Source organism: Microbacterium sp., assembly GCF_048259935.1.
Lineage (GTDB): Bacteria > Actinomycetota > Actinomycetes > Actinomycetales > Microbacteriaceae > Microbacterium.
The window spans coordinates 86,352-106,011 of record NZ_JBLXHF010000006.1 but is presented as its reverse complement, the minus strand read 5'-3'; the positions used below and the strand labels follow the sequence as shown (position 1 = coordinate 106,011).

Sequence of the window (19,660 nt, the reverse complement as noted above, 5' to 3'; positions counted from 1 at the left end):
CGCCGAATCGACTTCGCGACGAACCCGTCGCCTGATCTGGAGGTCCCACCATGGCCGGACACCACACCAAGGGCATCATCGATCCGCCTATCGACAACCTGCTCGACCGCGTCGAGTCGAAGTACGAACTGGTCATCTATGCGTCCAAGCGCGCGCGCCAGATCAACGACTACTACGCAGATCTCCACGAGGGCAATCTGTTCGACAACGTCGGACCGCTGGTCGACTCGTCCGTCGAGGACAAGCCGCTCACCATCGCGCTCCACGAGATCAACGAGGACAAGCTGCGCCTTCGCCACGCTGAGTGAGGGCTGTTTCCTCGATGAGCGCACTGCGCCTTTTCACCTCTGAGTCCGTCACCGAGGGCCACCCCGACAAGATCTGCGACCAGATCTCGGACAGCATCCTCGACGGATTGATCGCTAAAGACCCTGCATCGCGTGTTGCTGTGGAGACCCTTGTCACCACAGGGCTGGTCCACGTGGCGGGCGAGATCCGCACCGAGGCGTACGTCGACATCCCCACGATCGTCCGTGAGGTCGTCAACGGGATCGGTTACACCTCGAGCGAGACAGGCTTCGATGGCGACTCGTGCGGTGTGAGCATCTCGGTAGGGGAGCAGTCCACCGATATCGCACACGGTGTCGACCTCGCTCAGGAGCACCGAGACGGCAGTTCCAGCGATGCACTCGACGGGTTGGGCGCTGGGGACCAGGGCATCATGTTCGGGTTCGCGACGATCGAGACACCCGAGCTGATGCCGATGGCTGGACACACCGCGCATCGCATCGCCGAGCGGCTCACCGCCGTGCGGCGCTCTGGAGAGCTGGGCTTCCTTCGCCCTGACGGCAAGACCCAGGTCACGCTCGGGTATGAGGGCTTCGTGCCCAAGACGATCGACGCGGTGGTGCTCTCCACCCAGCATCACCCCGACATTTCGCAGAGCGAGCTCACTGAGCAGGTGCGCCGTCTGGTGATCGACCCGGTTCTTGAGAACACCGGTCTCGAGATGCCTTCGGACGATCGCTACTTCATCAACCCCGCGGGCCCGTTCGTCACCGGCGGACCCAAGGGTGATGCCGGCCTCACCGGACGCAAGATCATCATCGACACGTACGGCGGAGCAGCTCGCCACGGTGGCGGAGCATTCAGCGGCAAGGACCCGTCGAAGGTCGACCGTTCCGGCGCCTACGCGATGCGCTGGGTCGCGAAGAATGCCGTTGCGGCAGGTCTTGCCGACCGCCTCGAGGTGCAGGTCGCATACGCGATCGGCGTCGCACGGCCTGTCGGGCTCTATGTCGAGACGTTCGGCACCGGAAAGGTGTCAGATGAAGTGATCACCAATGCGATCCGCGAGGTCTTCGATCTCCGGCCGCAGGCGATCATCGAGCGACTCGATCTGCTTCGCCCGATCTACCGGCAGACGGCGGCGTACGGCCACTTCGGCCGAGAGCTTCCCGACTTCACCTGGGAGCGCACCGACCGCGCTGACGAACTGCGTCGCGCCGCGGGACTCTGATGTTCAGGCGCGGGGCGAGCCCGTGCACTCGAGGAGCGCGCCGGTGACCCGACGGATCGCGCGAGTGCTCCTGGACTCTCCGCTCCCGCAGCTCGATCGCCTCTTCGACTACGTTCTGCCGGGCGAGTTCGGCGACGTCCCTATCGGCGTCCGGGTTCGCGTGCCGTTGCGCACCGCGGGGCGCATGGTCGATGCCTACGTCGTCGAGATCGCCGAAGAAGACGACGCATCGCGACCGCTGTCCACGGTCGACAGCGTGGTGTCGCAGGTTCCGGTGCTGCCGGAGCGCCTCTATCGCCTCGCGCGCCGCGTGGCAGATCGTGCTGCTGGCTCAGCATCCGACATTCTGCGCCTTGTGATCCCCAAACGCCAGGTGCGCGTCGAGAAGGCCTGGCAGGCGGATGCCGTTGCGGCGACGCCGGGCGAGGAATCGACGGCCCGCGCCGACGCCGTTCTCGACGAGTACGACGGACTCCGCGCTGTCATCGACGAGGGCGGACGCGCAGCGGTAGAAGCGATTCCGGGCATGAACCATGCCGCGCCGCGCTGGACGCAGCTGCTCGCGGCTGCCGCGACGCGGATGCTCGCATCCGGAGCATCCACGATCATCGCCGTCCCCGACCATCGCGACCTCGATCGTCTGCTCGCGGCCCTCGAGGAGCTGGCTCCTGCGGAATCTATCGTGCGGTATGACTCCAGGCAGACCAATCCCGATCGGTACCGCGGCTTCCTGCGGACCCTCGAAGAGGCGCCCTGCATCGTGGTCGGTAATCGATCTGCCGTGTACGCGCCCGTGCGGGCAGGGTTGGTGGCGATCTGGGATGACGGCGATCCGCTGTACAGCGAGCCACTCGCGCCCTATGTGCACAGCAGGGACGCGATGCTGCTGCGCCAGGAGCAGGAGGGTTCTGCGCTGCTGTTCGCAGGCCACACTCGCACGAGTGACGTCGAACGGCTCGTGCAGCTCGGTTGGCTGACCGACGTTCGTGCCGCACGTCGTGTGCTCCCGCGAGTCATCCTCAGCAGCCCTCAAGAGATGGAGCAGCCCGCACAGCGGGTGCACTCCGGAGCCTTCGTGGCGGCGCGAAAGGCGACGGAGGAAGGGCCAGTGCTCGTGCAGGTCGCCCGCCCCGGCTTCGCTCCGACTCTCGTCTGCGCCGAGTGCCGCGCGCCGGCCCGATGTGCGCACTGCGGCGGGCCGCTGGGGGCATCGCATCGCGGGGCAGTCCCGGTGTGCGGATGGTGCGGCCGGTCCGCAGGCGCCTGGAAGTGCCCGTCGTGCTCTTCGGCACAGCTGCGTCTGGCGGCATCCGGCAGTGAGCGCACCGCAGATGAGCTGGGACGCGCCTTCCCCGGCGTCCGCGTGATCGTGGCAGACGGCGCGCACCCCGTCGAAGCCGTATCGGCCAAACCTGCACTGGTAGTCGCGACGCGCGGCGCGGAACCGATCGCTGACGGCGGATATCGCGCCGTCCTTCTTCTGGACGGTGTGCGGATGCTGCAGGCCCCCGATCTGCGCATCGGAGAGTCGTGCCTTCGCTGGTGGTCGAACGCGGCTGCTCTCGCTGCGCCGGGCGCACCGATCCATCTGGTGGGAGTCGATGGGCCGACCGGCCGAGCCCTGGCCACCTGGACTCAGCCCGGCTACGCCCGCGCGGAGCTGGAGAGCCGTGCGCCGCTGCATCTTCCGCCCGCGACACGGGTGGCCCTGGTCGAAGGTCAACCAGCCTCCGTCTCCCGTGCGTTGGAGGTGCTCGAGGAGATCCCGCTGCCACCGGGAGCCGTGCTCGGCCCGGTGCCGATCGACGTCGGCCCCGCTTCGGCCACGCACGACGACGGTCGCGTGCGCGCCCTCGTCCGATTCGAATACGCCGCGGGAACCGCCGTGACCAGCCGTCTTCGTGGTGCTGTCGTCGCCGAGGCGGTCAAACGTCGCCGTGGCCGCGGACAGAGCAACCGCATCCCGCTTTCCGTCCGTCTCGATATGCTCGATCCTGAGCTTTGAGCCACCTCCCTCGAGCTTCTTCCGGAGTACATTCATGCGTCTCGTCTTCGCCGGCACACCAACGGCTGCCATACCGACACTGCGCGCCCTCGCAGAAGTGCACGACATCGCCGCGGTGATCACCCGGCCGGATGCTCCGCTGGGCCGCAAGCGCGTTCTCACTCCCTCACCGGTCGCACAGGTCGCTGAGGAGCTCGGACTGCCGATCATCAAAGCCACACGCCTCGATGAGGAAGTCACTGCGCGTGTCGCCGCGCTGGAGCCGGAGCTCGGCGTCATCGTCGCGTACGGCGGACTCGTGCGTGAGCCGCTGCTGTCCACGCCGGACCACGGCTGGATCAATCTGCACTTCTCGCTCCTGCCGCAGTGGCGCGGGGCTGCTCCGGTGCAGCGCGCTCTGATCGCCGGTGACGCGGTGCTCGGTGCGAGTGTGTTCCAGCTCGTGCCCGCGCTCGATGCCGGCGACGTCTTCGCCGCACGGGCGGTCGATGTCGCCTCCGATGCCACAGCCGATGTTGCGCTGGATGTGCTGGCTCACGATGGTGCTGGACTGACGGCAGGCGTCGTCCGTGGCATCGCTGACGGCACCGCCGTCGCGATTGCGCAGCAGGGCGAGCCCACGTCGGCCGCGAAGCTGGAGCTCGCCGATGGCGCTCTCGACTGGAATCAGCCGCTCGAGCAGGTCTTCGCAAGATTCCGCGGTGTCACCCCTGAGCCGGGAGCACACACGAGCATCGGCGGACTGCAGGTGAAGATCCTCGAGGCAGCGCGCTCTGACGAAGGCGTTCTGGCCCCGGGCGAGATCGCCCCGACGAAGACGGCGCTGCTGATCGGCACCGGAACGCAGCCGCTCGCCGTCACTCGAGTTCAGCCCGCGGGAAAGCAGGCGATGAACGCCACCGATTGGTGGCGCGGGCTCCGTGCCGATGACACGATGCGGGCCGGCGAATGAGCGGTCAGGATGGTCGCCCCGCCCGCCGCGAGCGGGCCGGTTCGGCACCCGTGCGGCGCGTGCAGCCGGCGCGTCGCGTCGCATACGACGTGTTGCGTGCGGTGAGCGAATCAGATGCCTACGCCAACCTCGTTCTGCCCTCCACGATCACCGCAGCCTCTCTCAGTCCGCAGGATGCAGGGCTTGCCACCGAACTCACCTATGGCACGCTGCGCCGCCGTGGCACATATGACGCCATCATCGCCTCTGCCGCCGGTCGCACGATCGAAGAGATCGACCCCGCGGTGCTGGACGCGCTTCGGCTGGCCACGCACCAGCTGCTCGCTACGCGTGTCGCCTCCCACGCCGCGGTCAACGAGTCCGTCAATCTCGTCGCCGCTGAGGTCGGGCGGGGGCCTGCAGGCTTCGCGAACGCGGTGCTCAGGCGCATCTCCCGCGACACCCCGGGTGAGTGGCAGGCGCGGATCGAGAACGGTGCCCGCTCGGACGACGAGCGTCTGGGGCTGCGCACCGCGCATCCGGTGTGGATCATCCGTGCGCTGCGCAGAGCTCTCGCGGCAGAAGGACGAGCCGACGAGCTCGAGTCTCTCCTCGAGGCCGACAACGTCTCGCCCGAGGTGACATTGGTCGCCCTCCCAGGGCTCGCAGAACCTGCAGAGCCCCTGCGTCCCTACGCACCGACGGCGTTCGGGTCGCCCGGTGGCGATCCGCATCGCGTCATCAGCGGTTCGGGCGGCACCATTCGCGTGCAGGACGAGGGCTCGCAGCTGGTTGCCCTGGCGCTGGCAGCTGCGGCGCCGATCCGAACAGGCGAGCGGTGGCTGGATCTGTGTGCCGGCCCCGGGGGTAAAACGGCTCTGCTCGCCGCGATCGCCCACCAGCATGACGTGTCGCTCGAAGCCAATGAGGTCGTCCCGACAAGGGCGGGTCTCGTACGGGGAGCCCTCAAGGCCGTTCCCGGCGAGGTCGTCGTGCATGAGCAGGACGGACGCGAACTCACCGCCGCGAACCCTGGCTGTTTCGATCGCATCCTCGTCGACGCGCCATGCACGGGCCTCGGTGCACTCCGGCGTCGTCCGGAAGCGCGGTGGCGGAAGTCCCCGTCTGACGTCGCCGAGCTCGCCCCGCTTCAAGCGCAGCTGCTGTCGGGCGCCCTTGATGCCCTCGCACCCGGTGGGATCGTCGCGTATGTCACATGCTCGCCGCACCTTGCCGAGACTTCCGGCATCGTCTCCGAGGTCATCCGCACGCGCGACGACGTGATCGAGCTGGATGCCGCGGCCGTGTTGTCAGGCGTCGCGAAGAGTCCGATCGACCTCGCAGCGAACGACGCCGGACACGTGCAGCTGTGGCCGCATCGCCACGGCACCGACGCCATGTTCCTCGCGCTGCTGCAGCGCAAACCGACTGGAGAGTGACTCATGAGCCTTCCTGACGCACCACGCATCAACCCCAGCATCCTTTCGGCCGACTTCGTCAACATGCAGGCCGATCTCGCGCGCATCGCGACCGCCGACTTCGTGCACGTCGATGTCATGGACAACCACTTCGTCCCCAACCTCACCTTCGGCCCGCAGATGGTCGAACGCGTCCAGGCGACCAGCCCGATCCCGCTCGATGTGCACCTCATGATCACCGATCCCGATCGGTGGGCTCCCGAATATGCCCAGATCGGCGCGGCCAGCGTCACGTTCCACCTCGAGGCGGCCTCTGACCCCGTCACACTTGCGCGAAAGCTCCGCGATATCGGTGCGCGAGCGGGGATCGCGATCAAGCCGGGAACCGCGGGGGAGAGCCTCTACGAGATCCTCGACGAGTTCGACCAGGTGCTCGTCATGACTGTCGAGCCGGGCTTCGGCGGACAGGGCTTCATGTCAGAGACGATGCCGAAGCTGAGCGCCCTCGTCGCCGAGGCCAGGCGCCGCGGCTCCGCAACCTGGTTTCAGGTCGACGGCGGTATCTCCGATGCAACGATCGTCCAGGCCGCAGAGGCCGGTGCCGACACATTCGTCGCAGGATCAGCCGTATACGGGGCGCAGGATGTCGAGGCGGCCATCGCCGGGCTTCGAGAGCGCGCTCGAGCCGCTAGCCTGGAATCGTGAAGACTTTCGACGAGCTGTTCGCTGAGCTCAGCGCCAAGGCCGAGACCCGTCCAGAGGGCTCTCGCACCATTGCAGAACTCGATGCCGGCGTGCACACGATCGGCAAGAAGATCGTTGAAGAGGCAGCCGAGGTGTGGATGGCTGCGGAATACGAATCGGATGCTGAGGCCGCCGAGGAGATCTCGCAGCTTCTGTATCACCTTCAGGTCATGATGCTGGCGAAGGGTTTGAGCCTCGAAGACGTCTATCGACATCTGTGAAGCGCTCCGATTCGTTCCTCTGATCTGAAAGTTCTCTAATGCTGCGCATTGCTGTTCCCAATAAGGGCTCGCTCGCCGAGACCGCCGCCGAGATGCTCGCCGAGGCCGGTTACGCCGGCCGCCGTGATTCCAAGACGCTGCACGTCATCGATGCGGCGAATGATGTCGAATTCTTCTTCCTGCGTCCTCGTGACATCGCGACCTACGTGGCATCGGGTGCGCTCGATGTCGGCGTCACCGGCCGTGATCTGCTGCGAGATGTTCCGCAGCAGGCTCGCGAGATCGAGGCGCTCGGCTTCGCCCACTCGACCTTCCGCTTCGCTGCTCCCGCCGGTAAATTCTCCACGATCGCTGACCTCTCCGGCGTTCGCATCGCCTCGGCATATCCAGGTCTCGTCGACGCGTTCCTTCGGGAGCAGGGCGTCGAGGCGACCCTGGTACCGCTGGATGGCGCTGTCGAATCCGCTGTGCAGCTGGGCGTGGCAGACGCGATCGCCGACGTCGTCGAGACCGGCACCACGTTGCGTCAGGCGGGGCTCGAGATCTTCGGTCCGGTGATCATCGAATCAGAGGCAGTGCTGATCAGCCGTCCCGGCGATGTAGACGGCACCGAGAAGCTGCTGCGTCGCCTGCGCGGTGTGATCGTCGCTCGACGGTACGTCCTTCTGGATTACGACCTGCCGGCGGACAAGGTCGACGAGGCGACAGAGATCACCCCCGGCGAGGAGTCGCCGACCATCTCGCCTCTGCAGGACCCGGCGTGGGTGGCCGTTCGCGTGATGCTGCCGCGCAAGGGCATCAACAGGGTGATGGACGATCTGTACGCGCTGGGCGCGCGTGCTCTGCTCGTCACGGCGATCGAAGCTGCGCGGCTCTGATGACTCTGACAAGTCGCGTCATTCCCTGCCTCGACGTCGCAGCCGGTCGGGTCGTGAAGGGCGTCAACTTCGAGAACCTGCGCGACATGGGCGATCCTGTCGAGCTTGCTTCTCACTACGCCGCGCAGGGTGCGGACGAGATCACCTTCCTCGATGTCACCGCCACCGTCGATGACCGTTCTACGACGTATGACGTGGTGCAGCGCACCGCCGAGAACGTCTTCGTCCCGCTCACCGTCGGCGGCGGGGTGCGCAGCGTGGAAGACGTCGCGCGTCTCCAGGGCGTCGGCGCTGACAAGGTGGGGGTGAACTCCGCGGCGATCGCGCGCCCGGACCTCATCGGCGAGATCGCCGACCGATTCGGTGCGCAGGTGCTCGTGCTCTCTCTCGACGTGAAGCGTGCGCCTGCGACGGCATCCGGCTTCGTCGTCACAACGCACGGCGGACGCACGCAGACGACTCTCGATGCGCTCGAGTGGGCGCGTGAAGCGATCGAACGCGGAGCGGGAGAGCTGCTCGTCAACTCCATCGACGCGGACGGCACACGCGACGGTTTCGATCTCGAGCTGGTGCGCTTGATGCGTGAAGTCTCGTCGGTCCCGGTGATCGCGTCCGGCGGTGCCGGCACTGCCGCCGACTTCGCCCCTGCCATCAAAGCCGGTGCTGACGCTGTACTAGCGGCGAGCGTGTTCCATTCCGGCGCACTGACGGTCGCAGACGTGAAGGACGCCATGCGCGCAGAGGGGATTCTGGTCAGATGAGCGACATCGACACCCGGATCGCCCAGGTCGTCTGGAACTCCGACGGCCTCGCTCCAGCGATCGTGCAGCAGTGGGACACCCGCGAAGTGCTGATGCTCGCGTGGCTCGATGAGGAAGCACTGCGCCGCACCCTGACCACGGGTCGGGTGACGTACTGGTCCCGCTCTCGCGGGGAGTACTGGCGCAAGGGCGATACGTCTGGCAACATCCAGCGGGTTCACGAGGCGCGTCTGGACTGCGACGGCGATGCCATCCTGTTGCTCGTCGACCAGACGGGGCCTGCCTGTCACACTGGAACACGGACGTGCTTCGACGCGACGGATCTCGAAGCAGTCGATGGCGTGACCGGATGAGCGTGGCGCAGCGCGGACGCAGCCTGTCCGCCGTCGGTCTGCTGCTCGCCGGGGGCATCGGCATCATCTCGTCGACTCAGACGTGGCTGACCGTGACCCGTGCAGATGCCGCGGAGCCGATTCTTGTGCCCGGGGCTGATGCAATGGCACTTCTCGCCCCGCTGAGCCTGGCGATTCTGGCCATCGGCGCCGCGCTCACGCTCGTGGGAGTGGTCCTCCGCTATGTCTTCGCAGCCTTGGCGCTCATCGGAGGCGGCCTTCTGACGTGGTGGACTGCCCAGATCCTCTTCACCTCGCCCGTCTCCGCGGTCGCACCGACCGTCACGGAGACCACCGGACTTGCGGGCAGCGCGACAGTGACGGGCATGATCGCCGCTATCGAGCCATCTGCGTGGCCCGCGATCGCGCTCATCGGCTGGGTGATTCTGATCGTCACCTCGATATTCACTCTGCTGACCGCACGCCGGTGGAAGCGCAGCGGTCGTCGTTTCCAGAGGGATGCCGCATCCCACGAAGAGAACGAGGGCCCGGTCGATGCCATCGATTCCTGGGACGACCTGTCGCGTGGCTCCGACCCCACGCGATGACACCGATAGACTGAACTGAACCACCCACGACCGCCTCGGAGGAGAACATGACCAACCCGATCGCCGACCCCGGCCACGGACACTCACCTGCAGCGTGGACCGCTGTGGTGGTCATGCTGCTCGGCTTCGCCGTCGGCACCATCGCTTTCTGCTTCGCGCTGCCCACCCTCGTCTGGGTATCCGTGGGTGTCGTCGTGGTAGGGCTGCTGCTGGGTTGGATCCTCGCCAAGGCGGGCTACGGCGTCAACGGACCCAAGTACACGCCGAAGGGCCACTGATGGTGCTCGCCGACCTCACGGCCGGCGCAGTCGAAGACGCCGAGCGTCGCGCTCTCACACGTTCGCTCGCAGATGTCGAGCGCGCCGCCAGTGAGCGCCCGGCAGCGCGTGACGCACTCTCCGCACTCGCACCGGCATCGCGTGTGAAGATCATCGCCGAGGTCAAGCGGGCCAGCCCCTCCCGGGGTGCACTTGCTGCGATCCCTGACCCCGCGCACCAGGCGTCTCTGTACGAGAGCGGTGGCGCATCTGCCATCAGCGTCCTCACGGAGGAGCGTCGTTTCGGCGGTTCGCTCGCCGATCTCGAAGCCGTTACCGAGCGCGTATCGCTTCCCGTGCTGCGCAAGGACTTCATCGCGACGCCCTACCAGGTCGCCGAGGCGCGCGCCGCTGGCGCAGACCTCGCTCTGCTAATCGTCGCAGGCCTCGAGCGCAAGGTGCTGGGCGAGCTGTATTCGCTGATCCTCGATTTCGGCATGACACCCCTGGTCGAGACGCACTCTGCAGAAGAGCTCGACATCGCGATCGACCTCGGCGCATCGCTCATCGGTGTGAACGCCCGCAATCTCTCGACGTTCGAGCTCGACCGCGATCTCTTCGGCACTCTCGTCGATCGCATTCCCGCAGGCGTGATCAAGATCGCAGAATCGGCCGTCCTCGAGCCCGCCGATGTCACCCACTACCGCGAAGCGGGTGCCGATGTCGTTCTCATCGGCGAGGCGCTCGTCACGGGCGACCCGGTATCCACCCTGCAGTCATTCCTCGCAGCCGGAGATTTCGATGGGAGCACAGCTTGATGAGCCTTCGCGAGCAATCAGGACCGTTCTTCGGCGAATTCGGCGGGCGGTACATGCCCGAGTCGCTCATCGCCGCGATCGATGAGCTCACTGCGGCGTACGAGCAGGCCATCGCTGACCCCGCGTTCCGTTCCGAGCTCGCCCATCTGCTGAGCTCGTACGCCGGTCGACCGTCCGCACTCACCGAGGTGCCTCGCTTCGCCGAGCACGCCGGGGGAGCACGCGTGTTCCTCAAGCGTGAAGACCTCAACCACACCGGCAGCCACAAGATCAACAACGTGCTGGGGCAAGCCCTGCTCACCAAGCGCTTGGGCAAGACCCGCGTCATCGCCGAGACCGGCGCGGGGCAGCACGGCGTCGCCACAGCCACTGCAGCCGCCCTGTTCGGCATGGACTGCACGATCTACATGGGCGAGGTCGACACTGAGCGCCAGGCTCTCAACGTTGCTCGCATGCGTCTGCTCGGTGCAGAGGTCGTTCCCGTGACGACGGGCTCCCGCACGCTCAAAGACGCGATCAACGACGCGTACCGCGACTGGGTCGCCTCGGTGGAGACGACCAACTACATCTTCGGCACAGCGGCTGGTCCGCACCCGTTCCCCGCGATGGTGCGCGACTTCCAGAAGATCATCGGCGAAGAGGCGCGTCAGCAGCTGCTCGACGAGACCGGTCGCCTCCCTGATGCTGTCGTCGCCTGCGTGGGCGGCGGCTCGAACGCGATCGGCATGTTCGATGCCTTCCTCGATGACGAGGGCGTGAAGCTCTACGGCGTCGAAGCAGCAGGCGATGGCGTCGACACCGAGCGGCACGCGGCATCCATCGAACGAGGGCGTCCTGGCGTGCTGCACGGAGCGAAGACCTACGTTCTGCAGGATGAAGACGGGCAGACGATCGAGTCGCATTCGATCTCCGCAGGCCTCGACTACCCGGGTGTGGGCCCGGAGCACTCCTGGCTCTCTGACATCGGGCGCGCGGAGTACATTCCCGCCACTGATGACGAGGCGATGCAGGCGCTCCGTCTGCTCAGCCGCACCGAGGGCATCATTCCCGCCATCGAATCCGCTCATGCTCTGGCGGGAGCCATGCGGATCGGCAAGGAATTGGGGCCCGATGCCGTGATCGCCATCTGTCTCTCGGGACGGGGCGATAAAGACATGGAGACCGCCGCCACCTACTTCCGTCTTTACGATGAGAAGTCCACGGAGGAGTCCCGATGAGCCGCGTCGACGACGCCATCCAGAAGGCGAAGGATGCAGGCCGAGGGGCGCTCATCGGCTATCTGCCGGTGGGTTTTCCTGATCTTCAAACCAGCATCCAGGCAGCGATCACGCTCGCGGAGAACGGCGCCGACATTATCGAGCTCGGGCCTCCGTACAGCGACCCCGTCATGGATGGTCTCGTCATCCAGGAAGCCACCCAGGCCGCGCTTGCGAATGGCTTCAAGATGCGCGATCTGTTCACCGCGATCCGCGAGATCACCGCAGCAACTGACGTCCCCGTCGTGGTCATGACGTACTGGAACCCCGTCGTGCAGTACGGAGTCGACCGCTACGCGGACGATCTGCTCGCCGCGGGCGGGGCCGGACTCATCACGCCCGACATCACGCCAGAGGCTGCCGAGGAATGGATCGCCGCGAGCGAGCGCACCGGGCTCGACCGCATCTTCCTGGCGGCTCCCACCTCGACCGATGAGCGGCTCGACCTGGTTGTGAAGTCGTCGACCGGATTCATCTACACGGTCTCGACCATGGGGATCACGGGGGAGCGCGCCGAACTCGACCAAGCGGCACGAACCCTGGTGGCGCGTCTGCGCGACCACGGTGCGAAGCACGCGTGCGTCGGCATTGGCATCTCCAGTGCTGATCAGATCAGCGACGTCATCGGCTACGCCGACGGTGCTATCGTCGGCACCGCTCTGGTTCGTGCGCTTCGCGACGGGGGCCTTGCGGCTCTCGCCGAGATCACACGCACCCTCGCTGCAGGCACGCCGTCTGCAGTCCGCTCACACGAGAACTAGAATCGCACTCATGCCCCTCGCGCTTCACTCTGCCCTCAGCGGCGTGCTCACCAGCATCCCGAGCCCTGACGTCAGCTATTTCGACCTCGGCCCCGTGCGCATTCACATCTATGCGCTGTGCATCATCGCCGGCATCATCGCCGCGACGCTGCTCACGAACCACCGTCTCTCCAAGCGCGGTGCGGAACCATGGGTCGTCATCGACATCGCGATCCTCGCTGTGCCGCTCGCGATCATCGGCGCGCGCATCTTCCATGTGCTGACGCACCCGAACTTCTACTTCGGTGAGGGCAAGAACACCTGGAACCCCTTCGAGCCCGGCTCGGTGTGGGCGATTTGGGAGGGCGGAATCGCCATCTTCGGCGCGCTGCTCGGCGGCGCAGTGGGCGCGTACCTCGGTTGCAAGTGGACCGGCATCAGGTTCTGGACCTTCGCCGACGCACTCGCACCAGGAATGCTGCTCGCTCAGGCGATGGGACGCTTCGGCAACTGGTTCAACCATGAGCTCTTCGGTCTGCCGACCGATCTCCCGTGGGGCCTCGAGATCGAATCCGACAACTCGGCTTTCCCTCCTGGACTCACCGAGGGCACGCTGTTCCACCCGACCTTCCTCTACGAAGTGATCTGGAACCTGCTCGGCGTCGTGCTCCTGCTGTGGATCGGCCGTCGGCTGAGCCTGCAGTGGGGCAAGCTCTTCGCGATCTACCTGATCTGGTACAGCGCTGGACGCGTGGTCTGGGAGTCGATCCGCATCGATCCGAGCGAAATCATCCTGGGTCTGCGCAGCAACGTGTGGGCATCGATCATCGGCATTGTCGTAGGTCTTGTCATCCTCGTGGTTCAGACGCGTCGCCACACCGGCCAGGAGCCGAGCCCGTATGCGCCGGGGCGCGAGCGCAAGGTCAGCGCTGATGTACAATCGCAACACGACCTCGATGACTTCGTTGACGTGAGTGAGCCTCCCGCCGAAGTCACTGCTGGAGCAACGGCCACAAGCACTGCTTCCTAGGGCGAGGGACTCCCGATACGCCTCCTCGTCGAGAGAGGCATCCATTGCACTGAACGAGTGGGCCGACGGCGTCCCCGGTGTCACCTGATTACCTGAGGACGGTAACAGATGTACTTCCAGCCTCCTTACGGCGCATCCGGCGCCTACCCCCCGAAGCAGGGCCTGTACAACCCGGCATTCGAAAAGGATGCCTGCGGCCTGGCCATGGTCGCCACCCTCCGGGGTACTGCAGGACACGACATCATCGCGCTGGCGCTTCACGCGCTGCGCAACCTCGAGCACCGCGGTGCGATCGGCTCTGACGCCGGCACCGGAGATGGTGCGGGCATCCTCACCCAGATGCCGGATGGCTTCCTCCGCGAAGTCACAGATTTTGAACTGCCCGATGCCGGCGAATACGCCGCCGGGCTCGCCTTCCTCCCGCTGCAGGCATCTGATCGCCGCGCGCAGAAGGCCGGTATCGAGAAGATCGCCCGCGAAGAGGGCCTCGATGTGCTGGGTTGGCGCGTGGTCCCCACCGCCAACGAGAACCTCGGCAAGCTCGCCGATGAGGCCCGGCCCGCCTTCGAACAGCTCTTCGTCACATCAGCAGACGCTTCGGCCGCGCTGTCGGGCATCGCGCTGGATCGCGTGGCGTATCGCCTTCGCAAGCGTGCCGGGCACGAGCTGGGCGCCTACTTCGTCTCGCTGTCGAGCAGGACTCTCGGCTACAAGGGCATGGTCACGACTCTCCAGCTCGAACCGTTCTACCCCGACCTGCAGGACGAGCGCTTCGCGTCGGAGCTCGCAGTCGTCCACTCCCGCTACTCCACCAACACGTTCCCGTCCTGGCCGCTCGCGCAGCCCCTGCGGATGCTGGCGCACAACGGAGAGATCAACACCGTCGGCGGCAACCGCAACTGGATGCGCGCACGGCAGTCCCAGCTCGAATCCGAGCTGCTCGGAGACATCGGCCCGCTTCTGCCGATCTGCACTCCCGGCGCCAGCGACTCGGCCTCTTTCGACGAGGTGCTCGAGCTCCTGACCCTCACCGGGCGCAGCCTGCCGCACGCCATCATGATGATGGTTCCCGAGGCGTACGAGAAGCAGACCGATATCTCGCCAGAGCTGCGATCGTTCTACGAGTACCACTCCAACCAGATGGAGCCCTGGGACGGCCCCGCTGCGCTGATCTTCACCGACGGCACGCTCGTGGGTGCGACCCTCGACCGCAATGGCCTTCGCCCCGGACGGTGGACTGAGACGACCGACGGACTCGTCGTCATCGGCTCAGAGACAGGTGTGCTCGAGTTCGAACCCGAGCGCATCAAACGCCGCGGTCGCCTGCAGCCCGGCAAGATGTTCCTCGTCGACACCGCGGCTCACCGCATCGTCGAAGACGAAGAGATCAAGCACGAGCTCGCCACGCTGCACCCGTGGCAGGAATGGCTCGATCAGGGCGCGGTGCGCCTGGCTGACCTCCCCGAGCGCGAGCACATCGTGCATCCGCCGGCATCGATCACCCGGCGTCAGCGCACCTTCGGATACACCGAGGAGGAGATTCGCATTCTCCTGCGGCCGATGGGACAGACTGGTGCCGAGCCGCTCGGCGCCATGGGCTCGGACACACCCATCGCCGTCCTGAGCGACCGCCCGCGGCTGCTGTTCGACTACTTCACCCAGCAGTTCGCCCAGGTGACTAACCCACCATTGGACTCGATCCGCGAAGAGGTCGTCACGAGTCTTCGCTCGTCCCTCGGCCCAGAGCGGAACCTGCTCAGCTGGGGCCCGGAGCACACCCGCACCGTAGCCGTCGACTTCCCGGTGATCGACAACGACGAGCTCGCGAAGATCCGGCACATCGACAAGGCGCTGCCTGGGCGCTCGGCCGTCACGATCAGTGGGCTCTACCACTTCGATGCCGGTGCGCACACGATGCAAGCGCGCCTCGACGAGATGTGCGCCGAGGCGGATCAGGCGATCGAGAAGGGTGCGGAGTTCCTCATCCTCTCCGACCGGGACTCGAACAAGGACCTCGTGCCGATCCCTTCGCTGCTCATGGTGTCGGCGATCCATCACCACCTCATCCGTCGCGAGAACCGAATGAAGGTCGGCCTGCTGGTCGAGGCCGGAGACGTGCGCGAAGTCCACCATGTCGCGACGCTCATCGGCTATGGCGCCTCTGCGGTCAACCCGTATCTCGCCATGGAGACTGTGGAGCACCTGGTGCGCACCGGCTTCATCGTCGATGTGACGCCGGAGAAGGCCGTACGCAACCTCATCTACGCGCTCGGCAAGGGTGTGCTGAAGATCATGTCCAAGATGGGCATCTCGACGGTGCCGTCCTATGCGGGCGCTCAGGTCTTCGAGGCCGTGGGACTCAGCCAGGATTTCGTCGACGCGTACTTCACCGGCACCGAGACGAAGCTCGGTGGCATCGGCATCGAGGACATCTTCGCCGAGAACCAGGCACGTCACGATTACGCCTACCCGGAGGATGCCGCGGCGCGGGCTCACGAACGGCTGTGGACGGGTGGCGAGTACCAGTGGCGCCGTGACGGGTCACCGCACCTGTTCAGCCCCGAGACCGTGTTCAAGCTGCAGCACTCGTCGCGTAACCGCCGCTACGACATCTTCCGCGAGTACACCAAGCTCGTCGACGATCAGGCAGCGGAGCTCAAGACTCTGCGCGGGCTGTTCTCGCTGCGCAAGGGGACGCGCCCCGCGGTGCCGATCGATGAGGTCGAACCCGTCAGCGTGATCGTGAAGCGCTTCTCTACCGGTGCGATGAGCTACGGCTCGATCTCGCGCGAGGCCCACGAGACCCTGGCGATCGCGATGAACCGGATCGGCGGCAAGTCCAACACGGGGGAGGGCGGCGAAGACGTCGATCGGCTGCTTGACCCCCAGCGCCGCAGCGCGATCAAGCAGGTCGCTTCCGGGCGCTTCGGTGTCACGAGCCTGTATCTGACCGAGTCCGATGACATTCAGATCAAGCTCGCGCAGGGGGCCAAGCCCGGTGAGGGCGGTCAGCTGCCGCCCGCGAAGGTCTACCCGTGGGTGGCCAGGACCCGGCATGCGACCGCGGGCGTCGGACTCATCTCGCCTCCGCCGCATCACGACATCTATTCCATCGAAGACCTCAAGCAGCTGATCTTCGACCTCAAGCGTGCAAATCCGAATGCCCGCATCCATACCAAGCTCGTCAGCCAGTCGGGCATCGGCGCGGTGTCGGCTGGCGTTGCGAAGGCACTCAGCGACGTCATTCTGGTTTCCGGTCATGACGGTGGAACAGGCGCTAGCCCGCTGAACTCCCTCAAGCACGCCGGCACGCCATGGGAACTGGGGCTCGCAGAAACGCAGCAGACGCTCATGCTCAACGGCATGCGCGATCGGGTCGTCGTGCAGGTCGATGGTCAGCTCAAGACCGGCCGCGACGTCATCATCGGCGCGTTGCTGGGGGCAGAGGAGTTCGGCTTCGCGACCGCACCGCTCGTCGTCAGCGGCTGCATCATGATGCGCGTATGCCACCTCGACACCTGCCCCGTCGGCGTTGCGACTCAGAACCCCGTTCTGCGCGAACGATTCACCGGCAAGCCGGAGTTCGTCGTCAACTTCATGGAGTTCATCGCCGAAGAGGTGCGCGAGATTCTCGCCGAACTCGGGTTCCGCTCTCTCGACGAGATCATCGGCCGCGCCGACCTCATCGAGGCGAACACCGCGATCGCGCATTGGAAGGCCTCGGGCCTTGACCTCTCGCCGATCCTCGAGGGCCCTCAGTTCCCGGCATCCGAACCGCGCAGGCACGGGCGCGCACAGGAGCACGAGCTCGATCGGCACTTCGACGTTCAGCTCATCGAGATGTCGCAGGACGCACTGCGCGAGCAGGATCCGGTCTTCATCGAGCTTCCGATCCGCAATACCGAACGCGCTGTCGGCACGATGCTGGGGCACGAGGTCACTGCTCGTTTCGGGGCTGAAGGACTGGCGCCTGGAACGATCGACATCACGCTGCACGGCACCGCAGGGCAGTCCCTCGGAGCATTCATGCCGCGCGGCATCACCTTGCGGCTCGAGGGCGACGCCAACGACTACGTCGGCAAGGGGCTCTCCGGCGGCGATATCGTCGTTCGACCTTCGCGCGAAACGCACATCGCACCGCACGAGAACGTGATCGCCGGCAACGTGATCGGCTACGGCGCCACGTCGGGAAGGATGTACATCTCGGGCGTCGTGGGCGAGCGCTTCCTGGTGCGCAACTCTGGTGCGACGGCGGTTGTCGAGGGGGTCGGAGACCACGCGCTCGAGTACATGACAGGTGGGCTCGCCGTCATCCTCGGCACCACCGGGCGCAACCTCGGTGCAGGGATGTCCGGTGGAGTCGCCTATGTGCACGGACTCTCGCCAGACAAGGTGAACCGGGAGGCGCGCGCCAGCGGCGAGCTGCGCCTCGAACCGCTGGACCGCGCGGATCTCGAACTGCTCCGCGGTTTACTCGTCGAGCATGCCGAAAGCACCGACTCGCCACTGGCCGATCGGATGCTGTCGGACTTCGACTCTGCTGCGTCCCAATTCACAAAGGTGCTGCCGCGAGACTTCGCGGCCGTGCAGACCATGCGCCAGGAGGCAGAGGCCTCTGGCATCGATCCCGACGGCGAGTCCGTCTGGAACCGGATTCTGGAGGTGACCGGTGGCTGATCCCAAGGGCTTTCTGAAGGTGACGGAGCGTGAGCTGCCCGCACGCCGCCCGGTTCCGGTGCGCATCATGGACTGGAAAGAGGTCTACGAACCCGGCGATAAGAACGTGCTCCGTCGTCAAGCCAGTCGATGCATGGACTGCGGTGTTCCGTTCTGCCACGCAGGTTGCCCACTGGGCAACCTGATTCCGGAGTGGAACGATCTGACCTGGCGCGGCGAAGACCGTTCGGCGATCGAACGGCTGCACGCGACCAACAACTTCCCGGAGTTCACCGGTCGGCTGTGCCCCGCCCCCTGCGAGAGTGCGTGCGTGCTGGGCATCAACCAGCCCGCTGTCACCATCAAGCAGATCGAGGTCTCGATCATCGATGAGGCCTTCGCGAAGGGCTGGGTCGAGCCGCAGCCTCCTGAGCGTCTGACGGGCAAGACCGTCGCGGTCGTCGGGTCGGGCCCTGCAGGCCTCGCCGCAGCGCAGCAGCTCACGCGTGCCGGTCATACGGTCGCCGTGTTCGAGCGTGACGACCGCGTCGGTGGCCTGCTTCGCTACGGCATCCCGGACTTCAAGATGGAGAAGAGCCACGTCGAGTCCCGTCTTCGTCAGATGCAGGAAGAGGGAACCCGGTTCCGCGCTGGTGTCGAGATCGGCAAGGACATCACGTGGGCAGAGCTGCGTGCACGTTACGATGCCGTCGTCATCGCAACCGGCGCCACGGTGCCGCGCGAGCTCGCCATTCCCGGGCGTGATCTCGACGGTGTGCACTTCGCGATGGAGTACCTGGTCGAATCGAACCGGGCAGGTGCGGGCGACGCAGTGGTGAACCAGATCACCGCTGAAGGCAAGCACGTCATCGTGATCGGTGGTGGTGACACCGGCGCGGACTGCATCGGAACAGCGCACCGCCAGGGCGCCCTCAGCGTCACCAATCTCGCCATCGGCAAGCAGCCGGGCAGTGAGCGCCCTGATCACCAGCCCTGGCCGATGATGCCCACCCTCTTCGAGGTTCAGTCGGCTCACGAAGAGGGCGGCGAACGGAAGTACCTGGCGTCCACCGTCGAGTTCCTCGCGAATGACGCGGGAGAAGTGCGGGCACTGCGTGTCGCCGAGACCGAGTACCTCGACGGACGTCGCGTGCCCAAGAGCGGCACAGAGCGGGAGATCCCCGCGGATCTCGTGCTGATCGCCATGGGGTTCACCGGTCCTGAGACCGACACCTTCACTGATGAGCTGCGGCCGCAGATCACCGAACGCGGTGCGTTCGTTCGAGAAGACTCCTACGAATCGACGATCCCTGGTGTCTTCATCGCCGGTGACGCCGGCCGCGGGCAGTCACTCATCGTATGGGCGATCGCGGAAGGACGCGCGGCTGCGGCAAGCGTGGACCGCTACCTTATGGGAGAATCAGTCCTGCCAGCGCCGGTGCGACCGTCTGATCTCGCAATCGGTCTGCAGCCCGCGTAGGCTGGC

The 19,660-nt window shown here is 66.0% G+C and carries 18 protein-coding genes; all 18 read left to right on the top strand.

The genetic code is table 11. The features are described 5' to 3' along the window. The first annotated feature begins 50 nt into the window (after nt 1-50). The 18 genes from rpoZ (at nt 51) to ACN0RC_RS11595 (ending at nt 19,654) form a co-directional block, all read left to right on the top strand. Nucleotides 51-308, top strand: a complete 258-nt coding sequence (gene rpoZ, locus ACN0RC_RS11680) for a DNA-directed RNA polymerase subunit omega (RefSeq protein WP_033107065.1) — start codon at nt 51-53, stop codon at nt 306-308. 14 nt (nt 309-322) lie between these two features. Then, entirely contained in the window at nt 323-1,519 is a 1,197-nt protein-coding gene (metK, locus tag ACN0RC_RS11675) for a methionine adenosyltransferase (protein WP_417511891.1), read from the top strand. Between the two features lie 43 nt (nt 1,520-1,562). Next, nucleotides 1,563-3,524, top strand: coding sequence for a primosomal protein N' (locus tag ACN0RC_RS11670; protein ID WP_417511889.1), 1,962 nt, complete (start codon nt 1,563-1,565; stop codon nt 3,522-3,524). 34 nt (nt 3,525-3,558) lie between these two features. Further along, the gene (gene fmt, locus ACN0RC_RS11665; protein ID WP_417511887.1) at nt 3,559-4,476 is read left to right on the top strand and encodes a methionyl-tRNA formyltransferase; all 918 of its coding nucleotides are present in this window, start codon (nt 3,559-3,561) and stop codon (nt 4,474-4,476) included. Beyond that, nucleotides 4,473-5,894: an RsmB/NOP family class I SAM-dependent RNA methyltransferase gene (locus ACN0RC_RS11660; RefSeq protein ID WP_417511885.1), complete on the top strand. Its 1,422-nt coding sequence runs from the start codon at nt 4,473-4,475 to the stop codon at nt 5,892-5,894. The genes fmt and ACN0RC_RS11660 overlap by 4 nt, the downstream gene beginning before the upstream one ends. A 3-nt stretch (nt 5,895-5,897) precedes the next feature. Beyond that, nucleotides 5,898-6,578, top strand: coding sequence for a ribulose-phosphate 3-epimerase (rpe, locus tag ACN0RC_RS11655; RefSeq protein ID WP_417511883.1), 681 nt, complete (start codon nt 5,898-5,900; stop codon nt 6,576-6,578). Further along, on the top strand, nt 6,575-6,838 hold the full coding sequence (locus ACN0RC_RS11650; protein WP_417511882.1) for a phosphoribosyl-ATP diphosphatase: 264 nt from the start codon (nt 6,575-6,577) through the stop codon (nt 6,836-6,838). Before rpe ends, ACN0RC_RS11650 begins: the two co-directional genes overlap by 4 nt. Before the next feature lie 38 nt (nt 6,839-6,876). Further along, nucleotides 6,877-7,716 (top strand): ATP phosphoribosyltransferase, encoded by an 840-nt coding sequence (gene hisG / locus ACN0RC_RS11645; protein WP_417511880.1) that lies wholly within the window; start codon nt 6,877-6,879, stop codon nt 7,714-7,716. Next, entirely contained in the window at nt 7,716-8,477 is a 762-nt protein-coding gene (gene hisF, locus ACN0RC_RS11640) for an imidazole glycerol phosphate synthase subunit HisF (protein WP_417511878.1), read from the top strand. The genes hisG and hisF overlap by 1 nt, the downstream gene beginning before the upstream one ends. Next, nucleotides 8,474-8,830: a phosphoribosyl-AMP cyclohydrolase gene (hisI, locus tag ACN0RC_RS11635; protein WP_417511876.1), complete on the top strand. Its 357-nt coding sequence runs from the start codon at nt 8,474-8,476 to the stop codon at nt 8,828-8,830. The genes hisF and hisI overlap by 4 nt, the downstream gene beginning before the upstream one ends. Next, on the top strand, nt 8,827-9,417 hold the full coding sequence (locus ACN0RC_RS11630) for a Trp biosynthesis-associated membrane protein (RefSeq protein WP_417511874.1): 591 nt from the start codon (nt 8,827-8,829) through the stop codon (nt 9,415-9,417). Before hisI ends, ACN0RC_RS11630 begins: the two co-directional genes overlap by 4 nt. A gap of 47 nt (nt 9,418-9,464) precedes the next feature. Then, a complete protein-coding gene (locus ACN0RC_RS11625; protein WP_417511872.1) occupies nt 9,465-9,695 on the top strand; it encodes an HGxxPAAW family protein in 231 nt (76 codons plus the stop codon). Between the two features lie 2 nt (nt 9,696-9,697). After that, nucleotides 9,698-10,492: an indole-3-glycerol phosphate synthase TrpC gene (gene trpC / locus ACN0RC_RS11620; protein ID WP_417512099.1), complete on the top strand. Its 795-nt coding sequence runs from the start codon at nt 9,698-9,700 to the stop codon at nt 10,490-10,492. Continuing rightward, entirely contained in the window at nt 10,492-11,709 is a 1,218-nt protein-coding gene (gene trpB / locus ACN0RC_RS11615) for a tryptophan synthase subunit beta (RefSeq protein WP_417511871.1), read from the top strand. The genes trpC and trpB overlap by 1 nt, the downstream gene beginning before the upstream one ends. Then, nucleotides 11,706-12,509: a tryptophan synthase subunit alpha gene (gene trpA, locus ACN0RC_RS11610; RefSeq protein WP_417511868.1), complete on the top strand. Its 804-nt coding sequence runs from the start codon at nt 11,706-11,708 to the stop codon at nt 12,507-12,509. Before trpB ends, trpA begins: the two co-directional genes overlap by 4 nt. Nucleotides 12,510-12,519: 10 nt before the next feature. Beyond that, on the top strand, nt 12,520-13,518 hold the full coding sequence (gene lgt, locus ACN0RC_RS11605) for a prolipoprotein diacylglyceryl transferase (protein WP_417511866.1): 999 nt from the start codon (nt 12,520-12,522) through the stop codon (nt 13,516-13,518). A gap of 108 nt (nt 13,519-13,626) precedes the next feature. Further along, nucleotides 13,627-18,195, top strand: coding sequence for a glutamate synthase large subunit (gene gltB / locus ACN0RC_RS11600; protein WP_417511865.1), 4,569 nt, complete (start codon nt 13,627-13,629; stop codon nt 18,193-18,195). Beyond that, on the top strand, nt 18,188-19,654 hold the full coding sequence (locus ACN0RC_RS11595) for a glutamate synthase subunit beta (RefSeq protein WP_417511863.1): 1,467 nt from the start codon (nt 18,188-18,190) through the stop codon (nt 19,652-19,654). Before gltB ends, ACN0RC_RS11595 begins: the two co-directional genes overlap by 8 nt. Nucleotides 19,655-19,660: the final 6 nt, after the last annotated feature.

Coding starts and splice junctions, on each gene's coding strand:
- ACN0RC_RS11625 (WP_417511872.1), top strand. CDS start 9,465: ATGACCAACCCGATCGCCGACCCCGGCCACGGACACTCACCTGCAGCG.
- ACN0RC_RS11660 (WP_417511885.1), top strand. CDS start 4,473: ATGAGCGGTCAGGATGGTCGCCCCGCCCGCCGCGAGCGGGCCGGTTCG.
- rpoZ (WP_033107065.1), top strand. CDS start 51: ATGGCCGGACACCACACCAAGGGCATCATCGATCCGCCTATCGACAAC.
- hisF (WP_417511878.1), top strand. CDS start 7,716: ATGACTCTGACAAGTCGCGTCATTCCCTGCCTCGACGTCGCAGCCGGT.
- trpA (WP_417511868.1), top strand. CDS start 11,706: ATGAGCCGCGTCGACGACGCCATCCAGAAGGCGAAGGATGCAGGCCGA.
- hisI (WP_417511876.1), top strand. CDS start 8,474: ATGAGCGACATCGACACCCGGATCGCCCAGGTCGTCTGGAACTCCGAC.
- hisG (WP_417511880.1), top strand. CDS start 6,877: ATGCTGCGCATTGCTGTTCCCAATAAGGGCTCGCTCGCCGAGACCGCC.
- trpB (WP_417511871.1), top strand. CDS start 10,492: ATGAGCCTTCGCGAGCAATCAGGACCGTTCTTCGGCGAATTCGGCGGG.
- lgt (WP_417511866.1), top strand. CDS start 12,520: ATGCCCCTCGCGCTTCACTCTGCCCTCAGCGGCGTGCTCACCAGCATC.
- metK (WP_417511891.1), top strand. CDS start 323: ATGAGCGCACTGCGCCTTTTCACCTCTGAGTCCGTCACCGAGGGCCAC.
- gltB (WP_417511865.1), top strand. CDS start 13,627: ATGTACTTCCAGCCTCCTTACGGCGCATCCGGCGCCTACCCCCCGAAG.
- ACN0RC_RS11630 (WP_417511874.1), top strand. CDS start 8,827: ATGAGCGTGGCGCAGCGCGGACGCAGCCTGTCCGCCGTCGGTCTGCTG.
- fmt (WP_417511887.1), top strand. CDS start 3,559: ATGCGTCTCGTCTTCGCCGGCACACCAACGGCTGCCATACCGACACTG.
- rpe (WP_417511883.1), top strand. CDS start 5,898: ATGAGCCTTCCTGACGCACCACGCATCAACCCCAGCATCCTTTCGGCC.